The sequence below is a fragment of the Streptococcus sp. HMSC065H07 genome, from assembly GCF_001837325.1.
Classification (GTDB): Bacteria; Bacillota; Bacilli; order Lactobacillales; family Streptococcaceae; genus Streptococcus; species Streptococcus salivarius_H.
The window spans coordinates 22,395-38,745 of sequence record NZ_KV832024.1 but is presented as its reverse complement, the minus strand read 5'-3'; the positions used below and the strand labels follow the sequence as shown (position 1 = coordinate 38,745).

15 protein-coding genes and 1 pseudogene are annotated in these 16,351 nt (G+C 39.4%); 1 reads left to right on the top strand and 15 read right to left on the bottom strand.

All coding sequences use genetic code 11. From position 1 onward, the window contains the following. From HMPREF2637_RS10770 to HMPREF2637_RS03070, 12 genes and pseudogenes are all read right to left on the bottom strand, one after another. Nucleotides 1-874: pseudogene (locus HMPREF2637_RS10770) on the bottom strand (serine protease); the annotation flags it as partial. A 259-nt stretch (nucleotides 875-1,133) separates the two neighbouring features. Further along, a complete protein-coding gene (gene queF, locus HMPREF2637_RS03120; protein WP_003097375.1) occupies nucleotides 1,134-1,625 on the bottom strand; it encodes a preQ(1) synthase in 492 nt (163 codons plus the stop codon). A gap of 122 nt (nucleotides 1,626-1,747) precedes the next feature. Beyond that, nucleotides 1,748-2,464 carry a 7-carboxy-7-deazaguanine synthase QueE gene (queE, locus tag HMPREF2637_RS03115; RefSeq protein WP_049546068.1) on the bottom strand — a complete coding sequence of 239 codons (717 nt, stop codon included), beginning with the start codon at nucleotides 2,462-2,464 and terminating at the stop codon, nucleotides 1,748-1,750. Further along, nucleotides 2,457-2,900 (bottom strand): 6-carboxytetrahydropterin synthase QueD, encoded by a 444-nt coding sequence (gene queD, locus HMPREF2637_RS03110; RefSeq protein ID WP_064524302.1) that lies wholly within the window; start codon nucleotides 2,898-2,900, stop codon nucleotides 2,457-2,459. The genes queE and queD overlap by 8 nt, the downstream gene beginning before the upstream one ends. Further along, entirely contained in the window at nucleotides 2,900-3,553 is a 654-nt protein-coding gene (gene queC, locus HMPREF2637_RS03105) for a 7-cyano-7-deazaguanine synthase QueC (RefSeq protein ID WP_004182407.1), read from the bottom strand. The genes queD and queC overlap by 1 nt, the downstream gene beginning before the upstream one ends. A gap of 174 nt (nucleotides 3,554-3,727) precedes the next feature. Continuing rightward, the gene (locus HMPREF2637_RS03100) at nucleotides 3,728-4,108 is read right to left on the bottom strand and encodes a RidA family protein (protein ID WP_002891112.1); all 381 of its coding nucleotides are present in this window, start codon (nucleotides 4,106-4,108) and stop codon (nucleotides 3,728-3,730) included. Between the two features lie 370 nt (nucleotides 4,109-4,478). Next, on the bottom strand, nucleotides 4,479-5,660 hold the full coding sequence (locus HMPREF2637_RS03095) for an MFS transporter (protein WP_064524300.1): 1,182 nt from the start codon (nucleotides 5,658-5,660) through the stop codon (nucleotides 4,479-4,481). Nucleotides 5,661-5,770: 110 nt separating this feature from the next. Next, nucleotides 5,771-6,178: a hypothetical protein gene (locus tag HMPREF2637_RS03090; RefSeq protein ID WP_064524298.1), complete on the bottom strand. Its 408-nt coding sequence runs from the start codon at nucleotides 6,176-6,178 to the stop codon at nucleotides 5,771-5,773. Between the two features lie 26 nt (nucleotides 6,179-6,204). Continuing rightward, nucleotides 6,205-7,551 carry an asparagine--tRNA ligase gene (gene asnS, locus HMPREF2637_RS03085; protein WP_002891115.1) on the bottom strand — a complete coding sequence of 449 codons (1,347 nt, stop codon included), beginning with the start codon at nucleotides 7,549-7,551 and terminating at the stop codon, nucleotides 6,205-6,207. 36 nt (nucleotides 7,552-7,587) lie between these two features. Further along, nucleotides 7,588-8,769: a pyridoxal phosphate-dependent aminotransferase gene (locus HMPREF2637_RS03080; RefSeq protein ID WP_064524297.1), complete on the bottom strand. Its 1,182-nt coding sequence runs from the start codon at nucleotides 8,767-8,769 to the stop codon at nucleotides 7,588-7,590. A 4-nt stretch (nucleotides 8,770-8,773) separates the two neighbouring features. Then, nucleotides 8,774-9,256 (bottom strand): cell wall elongation regulator TseB-like domain-containing protein, encoded by a 483-nt coding sequence (locus HMPREF2637_RS03075; protein WP_004182029.1) that lies wholly within the window; start codon nucleotides 9,254-9,256, stop codon nucleotides 8,774-8,776. Between the two features lie 157 nt (nucleotides 9,257-9,413). Continuing rightward, nucleotides 9,414-11,900, bottom strand: coding sequence for a bifunctional DnaQ family exonuclease/ATP-dependent helicase (locus HMPREF2637_RS03070; protein ID WP_064524293.1), 2,487 nt, complete (start codon nucleotides 11,898-11,900; stop codon nucleotides 9,414-9,416). 95 nt (nucleotides 11,901-11,995) lie between these two features. On the opposite strand from HMPREF2637_RS03070, the gene HMPREF2637_RS03065 reads away from it, so the two are divergent. Continuing rightward, the gene (locus HMPREF2637_RS03065) at nucleotides 11,996-12,631 is read left to right on the top strand and encodes an MBL fold metallo-hydrolase (protein WP_060972481.1); all 636 of its coding nucleotides are present in this window, start codon (nucleotides 11,996-11,998) and stop codon (nucleotides 12,629-12,631) included. Nucleotides 12,632-12,738: 107 nt separating this feature from the next. Here the strand turns inward: HMPREF2637_RS03065 and HMPREF2637_RS03060 are convergent, their stop codons facing one another. The 3 genes from HMPREF2637_RS03060 to HMPREF2637_RS03050 are packed head-to-tail and all read right to left on the bottom strand — an operon-like array spanning nucleotide 12,739 to nucleotide 16,295. After that, nucleotides 12,739-13,695 carry an ABC transporter permease gene (locus HMPREF2637_RS03060; RefSeq protein WP_002891122.1) on the bottom strand — a complete coding sequence of 319 codons (957 nt, stop codon included), beginning with the start codon at nucleotides 13,693-13,695 and terminating at the stop codon, nucleotides 12,739-12,741. Nucleotide 13,696: 1 nt separating this feature from the next. Continuing rightward, on the bottom strand, nucleotides 13,697-14,764 hold the full coding sequence (locus HMPREF2637_RS03055) for an ABC transporter permease (protein WP_002891123.1): 1,068 nt from the start codon (nucleotides 14,762-14,764) through the stop codon (nucleotides 13,697-13,699). Next, nucleotides 14,757-16,295 carry an ABC transporter ATP-binding protein gene (locus HMPREF2637_RS03050; protein WP_070839065.1) on the bottom strand — a complete coding sequence of 513 codons (1,539 nt, stop codon included), beginning with the start codon at nucleotides 16,293-16,295 and terminating at the stop codon, nucleotides 14,757-14,759. The genes HMPREF2637_RS03055 and HMPREF2637_RS03050 overlap by 8 nt, the downstream gene beginning before the upstream one ends. Between the last annotated feature and the right edge of the window lie 56 nt (nucleotides 16,296-16,351).

Here is a 16,351-nt window from a genome sequence, read left to right as displayed (position 1 = left end):
CTACAGTTGAAGCTACTTCTGAACTTGCAGACGATGTTGAATCTACGGTTGATGGTACTTCTGAACTTGCAGATGACGTTGAATCTACGGTTGATGGCGCTTCTGAAGTTGCTGATGACGTTGAATCTACGGTTGATGGTGCTTCTGAAGTTGCTGATGACGTTGAATCTACAGTTGATGGTGCTTCTGAAGTTGCTGATGACGTTGAATCTACGGTTGATGGTGCTTCTGAGCTTGCTGATGACGTTGAATCTACAGTTGAAGTTGTTGGAGCTTCAGAATCTGTGCTTGAAGCCTTAACAAGTACCCACTTACCATTTGAATAATAGTAATAATCGCCATTATCTTTCAAATAATAGTGAGTACCATTTTCATAACGGTAGTGAGGGTCATTTCTCAAAACCTCATAACCTGTCGTTGGTGTATTGTTAGAACCACTATTGTTGTTATTATAGTCACCACCACGAACCCAACGTCCATTATAGTTTACATAGTAGCTACCATCACTCAAGATGTAGTACAAATAGCCATTGCTATAGCGGTAAGTCCCTGATTCATTATAGTTGTTGTAACCAGGATTATAGTTGTTATAGCCATAATTATAGTTATAGCCATAGTTATAGTTTGGATAGTAATTATTGTAACCGTAGTTATAGCCATAATTGTAATTATAGCCTGGGTAATAGCCATTATATCCGTAGTTATAACCATAGTTTGGATAATAGTTGTTATACCATGGATTATAAGAATAGTTATTATAGTAACCTCGGCCATAATAACTATCGGCCTGTGCATGATTGTTGCCAACTACCGTTGGTGCTAAAATAGCTGCCCCTAGGACAGCACATGAAAATAATCGTAAACTCTTTCTCATTGTCTTTTCCCCTTTTTAAAAACAAATATACCTTTTATAAGCAAGCGCTTACGCTTCTGTTTTACTTTAATTGTAGGAGATAATACTTCTATTGTCAAATTATTTTAATAATAGAACTTTCTAAGAACAGACCAATAAAAAACTAACAATGACCTTACTTTTACTTGTAAAAAATAATTGATCAGCTTTCTTTTACACCCTAAAGACAGGTGTTTAACAAAATAAAAAAACCCTTAATATAAGGACTTTTAGCATGATATTAACGATTATCAATATTTTCTGGGTAAAGATCGTGATTAAAAAGACGTTGCTCTGCCATCTTTTCATACTTAGTTTCTGGACGACCATAATTATAATAAGGATCAATAGAAATACCACCACGAGGTGTAAATTTACCCCAAACTTCTAAGTAACGAGGGTTCAAAAGCTCCACCAAATCTTTACCAATGGTATTAATACAGTTTTCATGGAAATCTCCGTGATTACGGTAACTAAAGAGGTAAAGCTTTAGAGATTTAGACTCAACGCACAGCTGGTCTGGAATATAAGAAATATAGATACTTGCAAAATCAGGTTGGCCAGTAATAGGACAAAGTGACGTAAATTCTGGACAGTTGAATTTGATAAAGTAATCATTATCAGTGTGACGATTATCAAAAGACTCCAAGACTTGTGGAGAGTATTCAAAAATATAAGGTGTCTCCTTATTACCAAGGAGAGTGAGGTTTTTCATTTCTTCTTGTTGTGACATTTTTCTTCCTTTGTTGTTAATTTTTCTAGACCTTTATATGGTCGATTTTTAATCTAAATTTCTAATGTTAATCATTAAAAAAGTAAAAATACTATCAATTCTAAGCTTATAGAATGTGAAGATTAGACTCCGCGCTCATTATCATAGAGTAGGGTATGAAGCTGAGGGAGAACACGCACATTTCCCCACGAGTCATCAGCAGCTATTGTCTCCCAGAGCTCTTTGAGGCGATCTAATTGATGTTGGACAATATTACCTTCTGCTTTCGGTTCAGGATTACCAGCCGAAAGAAACATGACATCTGGCTGATAACGTTCTTGAATCATTTTAGCAAAGGCTAAATCATCATCGTCGAAAACAGGAACCTTAAAGGTAACTTTGTCAGGATCAAGTTGTGAAACAATAAAGTCAAGGGTCTCCATATTGACTTCCATCTTGGATGATGGTGGTTTAGGACTTAAGGTTACTTGATCAATATCCTTGAGCCACTCCTGCCAGCGAGAACCCTGAGTTTCAACTGCCAAAGTCACTCCTCTAGCCTTGAGTTTTGAAACGAGTTCAGCCATATTTGCCGCTAAAAGAGCTGGGTTCCCTCCAGAAAGAGTAACATAGTCGTAAGTTCCTAGCGCATCCAAAGCTTCGATAACTTCATCAGCTGTCATACGCGTTGGCTTCTCTGACCCGTCCCAAGTGAAAGCAGAATCACACCAATCACAATGGTAATCACATCCTGCTGTCCTTACAAACATGGTCTTTTGACCGATAGCTCGGCCTTCCCCTTGAAAAGTCGGTCCGAAAATTTCAAGCACTGGCAGTTTGAGTACACGTTCTCTAGTCATCCAACCACTCCCGTCTAAACTCTGCGAAGGCTGTTGGTGTTTCATAAAGACGCACATATTCCAAACGAAGTCCTCTCTCCTCTGGCAGATGTTGACTCGTCGTCTGGAAAATCCAGAAAACCATATTTTCCGCAGTTGTATTCATATAAGGCAAAGTTTCATTTAGATAACGGTGATCTAACTGTGGTTCCAAATGGTCCTTATAAATGCTCTTTAGATCACCAAAATCGTAGGTCATACCACGCTCATCCAAGTATCCACTTACTGCAATCTGAAGATGGTAGGTATGGCCGTGAAGTGATTTGCATTTGCCTTCATAATTAAAGAGATGGTGGGCAGCATCAAAAGTAAACTCTTTAGAAACCATTGTACGATGAGGATTGTAAACCAAGGACTCACCTGTTTCCTTTTTGATTTCTTTCGGTGCAAAGAACATTAAGCTTCTCCTCTTTCTGCTAGATATTTTTCAAGGCCCTTTTGACGCAAGTGGCAGGCAGGGCATTCCCCACAACCAGTTCCAATAATACCGTTATAGCAAGTTAGCGTTTTTTCACGAACATAGTCAAAAGCTCCTAGTTGGTCAGCCAAAGCCCAAGTCTCAGCCTTATCCAACCACATGAGTGGGGTTTGGATAACAAAATCATAGGCCATGGCAAGATTAAGTGTGACATTAAGCGATTTGACAAAAACATCACGACAGTCTGGATAACCAGAAAAGTCTGTCTCACAAACACCCGTAACAATGTCAGTGATACCACGTTGCTTAGCCAGAACAGCTGCAAAAGAAAGGAAGAGATGATTACGCCCGTCCACAAAGGTATTAGGAACTTCACCTTCTTCTGCCTCAATCTCAATATCAGATGTTAAGGCATTTTCAGTGATTTGACCAAGCAAAGACATGTCCAAAACATGGTGTTTAAGCCCTTGTTCTTGCGCAATCTCTTTAGCTACTTCAATTTCTAAGCTATGACGTTGCCCGTAAGCAAAAGTAACTAATTCAACTGTTTCATAATGTTTTAGAGCCCAAAATAGGCAAGTAGTAGAATCTTGACCGCCACTAAAGACGACCAAAGCTGATTGACGTTTCATAATATTCCTCTTTATTCGTGATGTCTGAGACACATAAAAAGGCCCCTTGGGGGAGCCAAAAAAACGCCAGTAATGGTTTTTTTTAGCGATGGTGTCTCCCAAACATCGAAAATGATTTATCTTTAATAGTCTATCATAGTTGAGAAAAAAAGAAAAGAGCCAAGGCTCTCTTCATTAATCAATCTCAGCGATAACTTCGATTTCAATTTTAACATCTTTTGGCAAACGTGCCACTTCTACTGCAGAACGTGCTGGGAAATCAGATGTAAAGGCAGTTGCATACACTTCATTAAATGGAACGAAATCGTTAATGTCACTTAGGAAGCAAGTTGTTTTGACAACGTGATCAAAGTCTGTACCAGCTTCCGCCAAAATAGCACCAACATTTTTAAGAACTTGTTCTGTTTGCTCTTGAATTGTTTCACCAATGATTTCACCTGTTTCTGGTGACAATGGTACTTGACCAGAAGCGAACAAAAGATTGCCAACGATTTTACCTTGAACATAAGGTCCGATTGCTGCTGGTGCTTTATCAGTATGAATAGTTTTTGCCATGATAGTTCTCCTTTGACTAATATGTTGCTATTATAACAAAATATTCTGAAAATTGAAATATATAATTCCAAAAAGAAAAGAATCAGCACTAGGCTAATCCTTCTCCTACTATTTCAGATACTTTTTGACATAGCTATAGTAGTCTGGTTTTTCTTTTTTATTAAGTGCAAAGAGCATTTGGCCTAAAGATTTCACACGACTTGATTCTTATTGTAAAGGATGTGCCTACTTTACCACAATTTATCAGATAAAAAAACTCTCCCTGCACAGCAGAGAGAGTTCGTTCGGATTTTGTTAAGCAAGATGCTATTATCCAATTTAAACTTATGTAGACTAATAAAAGTCTGGAATATTAATCCATCTTTGTCCCTTAATTTATTATCTTGCCCATTTTCCACAATCCAATCAGTAAGAGAGGGAAAGAGAATAGCGTTACAAGGCCCAGGATGATAAAGACTACTACAAATCCATAACTATCGATGAACCAACCCGTCAGTGGGAAGATGACAATCATGGATAGACTAAACATCATCGAATTGATGCTCAGCATGGTTGCCCGTACACTGGATGGTAAATAGCCTTGTAAATCATTGTAGTAAATGGGTTGATAAACCGCATAAAGTGCATTGGTCAAAAGATAAACACTTAGATAGGCGAATGGAGTTCTCAACCATACCAACAGCAAGGCCAACCCTGTCAGCGCAACCAGAATTGGAAAGACTTGATTGCTATTCCATTTTTTCCCGATTTGACTAGCTAGATAAACAGCTAGAAGATTTAAGAGACTACCAACAAGCATGATGAGCGATACTTGCCAACTGGCTAGGTCACTGATTTTCTGTTGGTAGTAAAAATAAAACATACACATGATGGTTCCTAGCAGTTGATAGGTGAGCATCCAGTAAAATAAGACCGGTTTCTCCTGCCATTCTTGTTTCACCACCACCAATATCCGTTTTAAGGTTAAGCGATCTCTTTCATCACTCTTAGTTTCTGGCTCCTTCATCAGAAAAATCAAGAGAATGGAAACTAATGAAAGGCCAATCGCAATATGATAGGTCCAGGCCAAGGCTCCGTGAACAAAGAAACCAGCAACAACTGTACCTAGAGTTCGGGTGACTTCTGCCACACCAGACAAAAAGCTAGAAATCTGAAGATAGCGGTCCTTTTGACCTGCTTCAACTGCTGAATCATATAAGAAAGCCGTACTGGTCCCCGAGTCAAAATTGTAAGACCAAGCATTGACCATCATGGCAATCGCATAGATCCAAAAATTTCCCTGACCAAGTAAGATCAAGACAGAGGATCCAATACTGGCCAAGCGAGCCAAATAGAGATTGGTCTTGTAGCTAAACCTATCGGCCAACATACCTGATGGAATCTCACACAAGAGACTTGTCCCATGAAAGATACTTTCTAGTAAACCGATTTGAAGTAAGGAAAGACCATTCTGAATGAAAAATAAAATCCAAAAACTGGTGATTCCAAAATAAGATGTGAATTCCAGTCCTGCTAGAAGTGGAATATTGCCTTTGTAAGTTCTTTTAAACATCGTTTTCTCACTTTCAATATGTAATTTGATTGTTTCTAAAAGACTTACTTAGAGTTGCCTACATTTTCCTCACCCTCCTTAATTTAAAGTAAAAACGCCAGTTGGCGTTTTTATTTCAGATACTTTTTGACATAGCTATAGTAGTCTGGTTTTTCTTTTTTATTAAGTGCAAAGAGCATTTGGCCCTTAATGGGTTCTTTCTCATCATTTGGTTGTAGAAAAAGAGCAACCTCTTTGGATTGAGTTGGGAAAAATACCGTATAAGACGTCTCTTTCCCCTGATCTTTTACTTTTAGCGAATAATAGGTAAAGTCATCTTTAGACTTGGGACCATCAACTGTGTAGTTATAATCCTGCTCACCAATCTTGACCTTATCTTTCTTGAAGACAATCGTATAATCCTTCTTTAAGGCATCTTGTGCATGCCATTCACCCTCTAGTGAGGGAGCAGACTTGCTACAAGCTACCATCGAAACCATACAAAGTAAGGCCAAAAGACCAAGTAACCATCTTTTCATACTTTTGCACTCCTAAAGAATTTTACTTATGGTTTGATACGGTGCAACATACGTGGGAACGGAATAGCTTCACGGATGTGTTTTGTTCCAGCTACGAAAGTAACCATACGTTCAATACCGATACCAAAACCACCGTGTGGTACCGAACCATATTTACGAAGGTCAAGGTAGAATTCGTATTCTGAACGGTCCATTCCGAGTTCATCCATTTTAGCTACAAGAGCATCGTAATCATCTTCACGCATTGAACCACCGATGATTTCACCATAACCTTCTGGAGCCAAAAGGTCTGCACAAAGAACGCGCTCAGGATTACCAGGGACTGGTTTCATGTAGAAGGCCTTGAAGCTTGCTGGATAATTAACAACGAATGTTGGAACACCAAAATAGTTAGAAATCCAAGTTTCGTGTGGTGAACCAAAGTCATCTCCATGTTCGAGGTGCTCGTAATCAGTATCTTCATCATTTTCATGTGCTTGAAGAAGATCGATAGCTTCATCATATGACACGCGTTTGAATGGCTCAGCAATGTATTTCTTAAGAAGATCTACATCACGTTCAAGGATTTCAAGAGCTTGTGGCGCACGATCAATAACACCTTGAATAAGAGCTTTAACATAAGCTTCTTGCAAATCAAGTGACTCATCATGTGACAAGAATGAATACTCAGCATCCATCATCCAGAACTCAGTCAAGTGACGACGTGTTTTTGATTTTTCGGCACGGAAAACAGGACCAAAGTCAAATACACGACCAAGAGCCATGGCACCAGCTTCAAGGTAAAGCTGACCAGATTGGCTTAGGTAAGCAGGTGTACCAAAGTAATCCGTTTCAAACAATTCTGTTGAATCTTCAGCTGCATTTCCTGACAAAATTGGACTATCAAATTTGATGAAACCATTTTTATCAAAGAACTCGTATGTTGCGTAAATAATCGCATTACGAATTTGTTGGACAGCCATTTGTTTACGTGAACGCAACCAAAGGTGACGATTATCCATCAAGAAGTCAGTTCCGTGTTCTTTTGGTGTGATTGGATAATCATGTGATTCACCGATGACTTCTACTGCTGTCACATCCAACTCGTAACCAAATTTTGAACGTTCGTCTTCTTTGACCACACCAGTCACATAAACTGATGTTTCTTGGCTAAGGCGTTTAACAGTATCAAATTTTTCAGTACCTTCTTCTTCACCGTATTTTTCGATGAAGTTAGGTTTGAAAGCTACCGCTTGGAAGAAGGCAGTTCCATCACGCAATTGAAGAAAGGCTAATTTCCCTTTACCTGATTTGTTAGCTACCCATGCACCGATAGTGATTTCTTCGCCCACGTGTTTAGGCACATCAATAATTGAAACTAATTGTTTAGACATGTAATTACTTCTCTTTTCTTTTGATCTATATTAATTCTATTTTTCCATAAAGGCTTTGATTCGGCGGACTGCTTCTTTCAAAGTATCCAAGTCTGTTGCATAGCTAAGACGAATATTTTCAGGTGCGCCGAATCCTGCACCTGTTACCAAAGCGACTTCAGCCTCTTCAAGGATAGCATTTGTAAAATCATTAACATTTGTGTAACCTTTGATTTCCATCGCTTTTTTAACATTAGGGAAGAGGTAAAAGGCACCTTGAGGTTTGATGACTTCAAAGCCAGGCACTTCAGCTAGGAGTGGATAAATCGTATTCAAACGTTCCTCAAAAGCCTGACGCATTTCTTCGATAGAAGACTGATCACCTGTTAAGGCTTCAATAGCAGCATATTGAGAAACTGCTGTAAGATTTGATGTCGTTTGACTGATAATCTTAGCCATACCTGAAATAATTTCTGGATCTCCGACAGCAAAACCAACACGCCAACCTGTCATAGCATAGGTCTTGGAAACACCATTAATCACAATTGTTTGCTTACGAATGGCATCTGAAAGACTTGAAATTGGAGTAAAGGTGTTGCCATTATAGACCAAACGTCCATAGATATCATCTGCTAAAATCAAGATATCGTGCTCAACCGCCCAGTCACCAATTGCTTGCAATTCTTCCTTACTATAAATCATTCCTGTTGGATTTGATGGAGAATTAAGCAAGACAACTTTGGTTTTTTCAGTACGGGCCGCTTCAAGTTGTTCAACCGTTGCTTTAAAGTGATTAGCTTCAGTCGTTTGGAAAGTGACCGGAACACCCTCAACCATTTTAACTTGGTCTACATAAGAAACCCAGCAAGGTGTTGGAATAATGACTTCATCACCAGGATTGATAACCGTAGCAAAGAAAGCATATAAGATAAACTTCGCACCAGTGCCGACAACAACCTCATTTGGTTTTACAGCATAGCCATAGAAGTTTTTCATGTAAGTGCTAATCGCATCCTTAAGTTCTGGAAGTCCAGAAGCCACGGTATAAAAACTTGCTTTACCATTTTCAATAGAGGCAATGGCAGCATCTTGAATGTTCTTAGGTGTTACAAAATCTGGTTCACCAAGTGTCAAACTCAAGATATCACGTCCTTGAGCTTTAAGAGCTTTAGCACGCGCACTGGCAGCTAAAGTAACACTTTCTTCCATTTGTAATACACGATTTGATAATTTTGTCATTTCATTATAGTCCTTCCACTTTAATAACCTGACCTGAGATAAAATCAACCAGATAATACTGGGTTCCTGACTTCACTTCCCAAATAGGAGTTTTGCCATACTTTCCTAGGTGGACATAGGATATATCCTTAGCACCATAGGCTTTAGCAGCTTTCTTAGCCACTGACTTACTAATACCATCCGATTGCTTGTAGATATCAACCTCACCTGAATCATGACTCACGATAACAGCCAGTTTCTCACCTTGACCAGACTTTCCAAGAAGTCCGTAATAGGTAGCCTCACCATGGTAGATATCAAATTCAGTAACAGTCTTAATATCTGCTTTGCTCTCTGCTATGGCAATAACCTTCTTTTCAGCGTCTACATAAGGCTTAGTCGCTACAATAAGAATAGCAGTCAAAGAGGCAATTAAGGTCACAACGATTACAATTATTCCAAAAATGAACTGTTGCTTTTTGGTCCAGGGTGAACGTTGTTTACGCATAATGCCTCCTAAAAAAGTTTCTGAATTTATTATATCAGAAAATGATAAATCTTTACATAGCAATATAGCTAGTATTGAGCAATTAAGTCTATCTTTTTTATAAGTCAGTAAAATTTATAAAACCTAAGTAATCTTAGAAAAGGTTGGTTTTTAAAAGTTAACTTTCTTGTTCTAAGAAATCCTGAATATCCTCTTTGACTTCCTCGAACTTAGCGGGCTTAAGCGCAACTTCTTGTGTCACTTCTTTTAGAAATAGTTTTCCATAACTCTTAACGAGCGGGCGATTATCCATAAGAAGAATAGCCGAGCGCTGTTCTGGACGTCTTTGAGCACGTCCAATAGCTTGTTTAAAACGTAAAACCGTCATGGGAAGACTGTAACTATCAAAGGTGCTCTTTCCTTGCTTAGAAAACCAAGATTCAATCTTTTGATAGAATGGATCCTTAGGATTGTCAAACGGCAGACGTGCAATAACCTCAATTACCCTATCTTGTTGGGCAAAGTCAACACCTTCCCAGAACGACCCCATACCGAGAAGGAGATTGGTCTCACCTCTATCAAAACGTTTTTTGACATTAAAAGCTGTCCCATTTTTCTCTTGAGTTAGGTGACGAACTTCCCTATGATCCAATAAATCTGAAACAGCCATCATACTCTTTCGAGATGTAAATAGTACTAAAATTGGGTATTCCATTTCAGATAGCTTCTGGAGACGCTTTGCAAGAGCAACTTCATACTCTTCCTCAGAAGCAATACCAATCATAGGCATGCTTTGATCAATCCAAATAGCTTGATTGGGTAAAGTATCCATTGGGAGGCTAACCTTGCGTACCTGATCTAAGCCTAATAAATCAGCCACATCTACATCAGGTCCCACATCAATAGTTGCTGAGACAATTATCACTTTTTGGGCACTTGGTAGATAAGCAGAAAGCTCTAAGAGCTCTTTGCGTGACGCCTTTAAATAAGTCACACGATGTTCCTGATAATAATCTGTTTCAAGCCAGAAATGACAGTAAAGGGGTGTCTTCAAGGGAGACAACATCTCCATCAAATCACTTTCACCTTCCAGTTCAGAAATGGTTTGTAGCAAACGATCTAATTGCTGGCGATTATACTGCTTCTGAGGAAATTGTTGATGTTCTTGGATTAGATGGCTAATTTCAAACTGCAAATTTTCGAGCAAGCGTTGTTGAAGTAAGGTTTGACTACCACTATCAAGAATTCGATGAATATGTTGCAACAGGACCGTAAGATTGACTTGATGACGTGAAAATTGTTCTAAAGCCAGGACCATCTTTTGTCCCTCATCAATCACAAGAGTTTTTCCTCGAACAAAATCATGATTATCTTCCATACGCGTCAACAGATAAGCATGGTTGGTTACAACTACCCTAGCTTCCTGAGCTTTTTGGTAGGACTGTTGCCAAAAATCATATTCAGCAAAAAGACTGTCCACCTTTAACTTACCATCGTGCTTAATCTCATCGAAATAAGCCATATATCGCTGCTTTTGTCTGATTTCGTCAAGATCCCCTGTCTCTGTTTCAGTCAACCAAACCAAGAGTTGCATTTTATAACGATTAATCAAACGGTTACTATCCTGACGAAGTAAGGTTTGGTAGAAGGCATCTAACTTGATATAATTCTGAGGTCCTTTGAGACTATGAAAGTTAATATTAAAGACATCCGATAATGCTTTAGCTTCCTGATTCATAATCTGATTTTGAAGGAGCTTGGTCGGAACAGCCACCACCACTTTTTCTATATCAGATTGCGCCAACAAAGGAAGCAAATAGCCATAGGTTTTTCCGATTCCAGTCTGAGCCTGAATCATGGAAATATCAGTATTATCAAGCTCTCTTTTTACTGCCTCAGCAAACTCACTTTGTTTAGGCCTTGATTCCAAATCTAAGAGAGCAATATTGGTATCAAAATCTTGAGACAGTTTTCGTTCAGACTTATAAGTCAAAGGTCTACGAAGAACAATTCCAGATTCTTCAAGCATGACATATTCTTTTGAAAGGCCTAAATTTTGACCTCTTATAGCATCACGAATAACCAATTCAGTCTCAAAAAGAAGATTATCTGAAAAGGTCAACAGCATCTCAATGGTCTGTCTAGGTAAGCTGGCAATCTTATCCATCAAATGAAACAAAAGCTGTCCGGTCGCTCTCGCATCTTCAATAGCGGTATGGGCCTGAGCTAGGTCAAGATTAAGAACCTTGGATAAATGAGATAGCTTATATTGTTCTAACGTCGGATAAAAGACTTGAGCCAATTCGACAGTATCCACACGAGGAGTTCTTAGTTCGAAGCCCTCCATGAAAAGTGCCTCAGCAAGCAAATTAGCGTCAAATTTGACATTATGGGCAACAAAAATACAGTCCTCAATCAGTTCAAAAATGGTTCTAGCAATTTCTGAGAAATCTGGGGCTTGAGCCAACTGCTGATCGGTAATCCCTGTTAAATGAATAATGTGATCATCGAGTTCTTGGTGTGGGTTGACATCACTCGCAAATTCGTCAATCACCTGACCATTTTGCATGATGACAATTCCCACCTGTATAATACTAGCCGTTGACGAAGCAGAGGTTGCTTCCAAGTCAACAATGGCATATTTATTCGTGTTTTTTTCACTCATAGTGACCTTATTATAGCATATCCAAAGCACCAAAAAAAGACAAAGCCATCATTCTGATATTGGAAAAAGCCTGAAATTCGTGCTACACTAGAGCTATGAAAATAAGACGAATTTTAAATCCTGTTGCTCAGGAAAACACCTATATTTTAGAAAACGATACAGCCTGTCTAGTCATTGATCCAGGAAGTGATACTTCTAGTATCTTAACTGAACTTAAAGCAATCGACAAACCAGTTGCTGCTATCCTTTTGACACATACACACTACGATCACATTATGAGTGTTGAGGCAGTCCGTCAGGCATACAATCATCCTCCTGTTTACGTTGCTGAAGCTGAAAAAGACTGGTTGCTGAATCCTATCGATAATTTATCTGGACTACCACGTCATGACGATATGGAAGACGTTATTGTCAATCCAGCAGAATACTACTTCGATTTCACTCAGGACTATAACATCGAGGATTTCCAGTTTAAAGTTGTTCCAACCCCAGGACACTCTATTGGAGGTGTTTCTTTTATCTTTGATAAAGAAGAAACTGTATTTTCTGGTGATGCCCTCTTTAAAGAAACAATTGGACGCTGGGACCTTCCAACAGGGAACCACGAACAATTACTCACTAGTATTAAAGAACAACTCTTTACACTTCCTAACCACTACAGAGTTTTCCCAGGTCATGGATGGGACACCACTATTGGTCATGAGAAGGTCTTTAACCCACATTTTTCATAAAAAAACAAAAGCTTGTCGACACCAACTTTAGTAAGTATTGACAAGCTTTTTTTCTCGAATAAAAAAGAAGGCCGATAGACCTTCTTATCTGAGACACTGTAGAGTGCCTATTTAGATTTGATATAGTTAACACCATCTGCTTTAGGTGCAACGGCTTTACCGAAGAAAGCAGCCAAGACAATAATTGTCAAGATATATGGTGCAATTTGCAAATACACATTTGGTACATGTGAAATGAGTGGAAGCTGTTTTCCAATGATTGCCAATGATTGTGACAATCCAAAGAACAAACTTGAGAGCATAGCTCCAATTGGACTCCAACGACCGAAAATCATAGCAGCCAAAGCGATGAAACCAGGACCTGCAATTGTTGTAACAGCAAAATTGTTTGAGATGGATTGTGCATAAACCGCACCACCAACACCACCAAGGAAGCCCGAAATCATAACGCCATAGTAACGCATACGATAGACGTTAATCCCAAGTGTATCTGCTGCCTGTGGGTGTTCACCAACTGAGCGAAGTCGTAAACCAAAGCGAGTCTTAAAGATGAGCCACCATGATGCTACTGAAACCAGGATGGCAACATATGCTACCAAAGAAACATTAGTGAAGAAAACTTTACCCAAGAAAGGGATATGATCCAAGATTGGGAAGGATACAGTCTTAAAGTTATGACTGATAGCAGGTGTTTGACCAGCACCATAGATAACACGTGTCAAGAATACTGCCAAAGATGGTGCGATAAGGTTCAACACTGTACCAGAGACAACATGGTCAGCTCGGAAGTTAATTGTCGCAACAGCATGGAGCAATGAGTAGAGAACACCAACCAGACCTGCTACAATCGCAGCAATCCAAGGTGTCGCATCTCCAAAACTTTCTGCAAAAGTCAAGTTAAAGAGAACACCTGCGAAAGCACCAATTACCATAATTCCTTCAAGGCCGACATTTACGATACCGCCTCGTTCAGAGAAAGTTCCACCGATACTTGTAAAAATCAATGGTGCTGAATACTTCAACATAGAGGCAACAATCAAGGCTATAATTGTAATAAAGTCCATATTAGTTTTGTCCTCCTTTAGCTTTCACTGATTTACGACGAGGGCGAACCCAATATCTAATGATGTAATTAGCACCAACAAAGAAGATGATCAAGGCTGAAACAACATCGATAATTTCAGGTGGAACACCAATCATACCACTCTTACCAATAGACAAAACACCATAAAGAAGGGCGGCAAATGGGATACCGATAGGTGAGTTAGACGCTAAAAGCGCAACCGCCATACCGTTCCAACCGATAGCCAATGAAGCGTTTTGAACGAAGACATTTTGGAATGTACCAAGTCCTTCTACTGTTCCTCCAAGACCACATAGAGCACCTGAGATAATCATTGACATGATAATAACACGTTTAGATGACATCCCTGCATACTCTGAAGCATGAGGATTAAGACCTACAGATGTAATTTCAAAACCAGTTGTTGTTTTCTTAAGCAAGAACCAAACTAAGAAGGCAGCCGCAAGAGCCAGGAAGAAACCAATATTGAAACGCGAACCACCAGTAATTTGAGATAAGTACTCTGTTTGATAACTAGCCGAGGCTACAACCTTGTTAGAAGCTTCTGAAGAACGCAACATATCAGCTGTAAATCCAAAGCGAATAATATTGTTTGCTACATACAAAATGATGTAGTTCATCATGATGGTAACAATGACCTCACTAGTTCCCAAGTAAGCACGGAGAATACCTGGAATAGCCCCAGCGATACCACCTGCAACCAGACCGATAATGACTGTACAGATAACTGAAATCACCTTTGGTAAGTCAGGGAATGACAAAGCAAACCATACGGCAGAAACCCATCCTGCCAAGGCCTGTCCTGGCAAACCAACGTTAAAGAAACCTGCCTTAGATGCAACAGAAAATCCTAGTGCAATCAGAATCAGCGGACTCATGGCACGAAGAATTTCACCAATATTTTTCAATGAGCCGAAGGCCGTTGTGAAAAGATCATAGTAAGCCCAGAATGGATCGTAACCGAAAATCAACATCAAAACGGCTCCAATCAGCATTCCCAAGAGGACAGCAATTAAAGGAACTGCCCAATTTTGTACTTTTTTAGACATTTGCTTCCTCCTTATTCAATTGTCCACCAGCCATAAGAATACCAAGATCTTGCTTATTCGTTTCAGCAGGATCTAGAATTCCCTGAATTGCACCATCATAGATAACCGCAATTCTGTCTGACATATCAAGAATTTCATCCAATTCAAAGCTGACAACAATCACAGCCTTACCTTTATCACGTTCTGCGATAATACGTTTACGGATGTACTCAATGGCACCAACGTCAAGACCTCGAGTTGGTTGACTTACAATAAGAAGTTCTGGGTCACGGTCAATCTCACGAGCGATAACAGCTTTTTGTTGGTTACCACCTGACAATTCACCACCAGCAATTAATTCTCCTGCACCACGAACATCAAACTCTTTCATCAATTCACGCGCTTTAGCATTGATGACATTATAGTTCAAGATACCATTCTTAGAATTTGGCTCTTTGTAGTAGGTTTGAAGAGCGATATTTTCAGCAACTGTCATTTCAAGGACCATACCATCACGGTGACGATCTTCAGGAATATGCCCAACACTCATTTCAGTAATCTGACGAGATGTCTTATGAATAATCGATTCACCCTTGATAGTAATATCACCTGACTTAACTTTACGAAGCCCTGTAATCGCTTGGACAAGTTCTGTCTGACCATTGCCATCGATACCGGCAATACCGATGATCTCACCAGCACGAACATCTAATGACAGATTTTTTACAGCAGGTATTCCTCGGTTCTCGTTAACCACCAAATTTTTAATAGAAAGAACAACTTCTTTTGGATTTGAAGGAATTTTCTCTGTCTTGAAGGAAACCTGATGGCCAACCATCATTTCGGCTAAGTCAGCATTTGTTGACCCTTCAATCGTTACCGTATCAATTGATTTACCACGTCTAATGACAGTGACACGGTCAGAAACTGCTCGAATTTCATCCAACTTATGGGTAATCAGAATAATCGACTTGCCTTCCTTAACCAAGGTCTTCATAATGTTTAGAAGTTCAGTAATTTCAGACGGAGTCAATACCGCAGTCGGCTCATCGAAGATCAAAATATCAGCCCCACGATACAAAGTCTTAAGGATTTCAACACGCTGTTGAGCACCAACAGAGATATCTGCAACTTTGGCAGTTGGATCTACCGCAAGACCGTATCTTTCAGAGAGTTCAGTAATTTCCTTGATAGCCTTCTTCATATCAAGGACACCACCTGCTTTAGTTACCTCACTACCCAGGATGATATTTTCAGCAACTGTAAAAGCTTCAACCAACATAAAGTGTTGGTGAACCATCCCAATCCCCAGTTTCGTTGCTTTAGATGGTGAATCAATCGTCACCTCTTGTCCTGTAACCTTAATGGTACCGCTCGTAGGTTGCAAAAGACCTGAAAGCATATTCATTAAAGTTGACTTACCTGCACCATTTTCACCGAGGAGGGCATGGATCTCTCCTTGTCTCACATCAAGATTGATATGGTCATTTGCCACGAATTCACCAAATTTTTTGGTAATATCGTGCATCTCAATGACATTTGGCTTCGTCATACAATCTCCTTCCAAGAATAATTTTTATTTCAGCAAAGGGGATCATTAACTGCTTC